At 50.8% G+C, this 2,576-nt stretch carries 1 rRNA gene; it reads right to left on the bottom strand.

The features are described 5' to 3' along the window. Positions 1-18: 18 nt before the first annotated feature. Positions 19-2,576, bottom strand: a 23S ribosomal RNA gene (locus tag E0D70_RS17410); the annotation flags it as partial.

Raw genomic sequence — 2,576 nt, 5'->3', positions numbered from 1 at the left:
AAACCACTTTGGTGTTATATGGTCAAGCCTCACGAGCAATTAGTATTGGTTAGCTCAATGCCTCACAGCACTTACACACCCAACCTATCAACGTCCTAGTCTCGAACGGCTCTTCAGGGGACTTATGTCCCAGTGAGATCTTATCTTGAGGGAGGCTTCCCGCTTAGATGCTTTCAGCGGTTATCCCGTCCGAACATAGCTACCCGGCAATGCCACTGGCGTGACAACCGGAACACCAGAGGTTCGTCCACTCCGGTCCTCTCGTACTAGGAGCAGCTCCTCTCAAATCTCAAACGTCCACGGCAGATAGGGACCGAACTGTCTCACGACGTTCTAAACCCAGCTCGCGTACCACTTTAAATGGCGAACAGCCATACCCTTGGGACCGGCTTCAGCCCCAGGATGTGATGAGCCGACATCGAGGTGCCAAACACCGCCGTCGATGTGAACTCTTGGGCGGTATCAGCCTGTTATCCCCGGAGTACCTTTTATCCGTTGAGCGATGGCCCTTCCATACAGAACCACCGGATCACTAAGACCTACTTTCGTACCTGCTCGACGTGTCTGTCTCGCAGTTAAGCGTGCTTTTGCCTTTACACTCTACGCATGATTTCCGACCATGCTGAGCACACCTTCGTGCTCCTCCGTTACTCTTTGGGAGGAGACCGCCCCAGTCAAACTACCCACCACACAGTGTCCTCGATCCAGATAATGGACCTGAGTTAGAACCTCAAACATACCAGGGTGGTATTTCAAGATTGGCTCCAATAGAACTGGCGTCCTATCTTCAAAGCCTCCCACCTATCCTACACAAATAGGTTCAAAGTTCACTGTGAAGCTATAGTAAAGGTTCACGGGGTCTTTCCGTCTAGCCGCGGATACACAGCATCTTCACTGCGATTTCAATTTCACTGAGTCTCGGGTGGAGACAGTGTGGCCATCGTTACGCCATTCGTGCAGGTCGGAACTTACCCGACAAGGAATTTCGCTACCTTAGGACCGTTATAGTTACGGCCGCCGTTTACTTGGGCTTCGATCAAGAGCTTCGCTTGCGCTAACCCCATCAATTAACCTTCAAGCACCGGGCAGGCGTCACACCCTATACGTCCACTTTCGTGTTTGCAGAGTGCTGTGTTTTTAATAAACAGTCGCAGCCACCTGGTATCTTCGACCGACTAGTGCTTACGGAGCAAGTCCTTCACACCGGCCGGCGTACCTTCTCCCGAAGTTACGGTACCATTTTGCCTAGTTCCTTCACCCGAGTTCTCTCAAGCGCCTTGGTATTCTCTACCTGACCACCTGTGTCGGTTTGGGGTACGGTTTGAACATATCTGAAGCTTAGAAGTTTTTCCTGGAAGCATGGCATCAACCACTTCACCCAAAAGAGGGCTCGTCGTCAGTTCTCGGTCTTCCTAATAAAAGGAGGTGCCCGGATTTGCCTAAGCACCTAACCTACCGCCTTAAACACAGACAACCATCGCTGTGCTGGCCTAGCCTTCTCCGTCTCTCCATCGCAATATGTACAAGTACAGGAATATTAACCTGTTTTCCATCGACTACGCATTTCTGCCTCGCCTTAGGGGCCGACTCACCCTGCCCTGATTAGCATGGGACAGGAAACCTTGGTCTTCCGGCGGGGGAGTTTTTCACTCCCCTTATCGTTACTCATGTCAACATTCGCACTTCTGATACCTCCAGCCTGCCTTACAGCTTGACCTTCAACGGCTTACAGAACGCTCCTCTACCATGCCTAATAAATTAAGCATCCGTAGCTTCGGTGTACAGTTTGAGCCCCGTTATATCTTCCGCGCAGGCCGACTCGACTAGTGAGCTATTACGCTTTCTTTAAAGGATGGCTGCTTCTAAGCCAACCTCCTAGCTGTCTAAGCCTTCCCACATCGTTTCCCACTTAACTGTAACTTTGGGACCTTAGCTGACGGTCTGGGTTGTTTCCCTTTCCACAACGGACGTTAGCACCCGCTGTGTGTCTCCCGTAATTGCACTCATTGGTATTCGGAGTTTGCATGGGGTTGGTAAGTCGGGATGACCCCCTAGCCCAAACAGTGCTCTACCCCCAATGGTGAGATACGAGGCGCTACCTAAATAGCTTTCGAGGAGAACCAGCTATCTCCGAGCTTGATTAGCCTTTCACTCCTATCCACAAGTCATCTCCAGACTTTTCAACGTATGTGAGTTCGGTCCTCCAGTTAGTGTTACCCAACCTTCAACCTGCTCATGGATAGATCGCCCGGTTTCGGGTCTATTCCCAGCAACTAAACGCCCTATTAAGACTCGGTTTCCCTACGGCTCCGCTATGTGCTTAACCTTGCTACTGAAAATAAGTCGTTGACCCATTATACAAAAGGTACGCAGTCACGGAACTAAGTCCGCTCCCACTGCTTGTACGTACACGGTTTCAGGATCTATTTCACTCCCCTCACAGGGGTTCTTTTCGCCTTTCCCTCACGGTACTGGTTCACTATCGGTCAGTCAGGAGTATTTAGCCTTGGAGGATGGTCCCCCCATATTCAGACAGGATATCACGTGTCCCGTCCTACTCGTTTTCATTGAAATGG

This window comes from Marinomonas flavescens (assembly GCF_004352835.1).
Classification (GTDB): Bacteria; Pseudomonadota; Gammaproteobacteria; order Pseudomonadales; family Marinomonadaceae; genus Marinomonas; species Marinomonas flavescens.
Note: the sequence above shows the minus strand (reverse complement) of the source record. Positions and strands in the feature narration are given on the sequence as shown.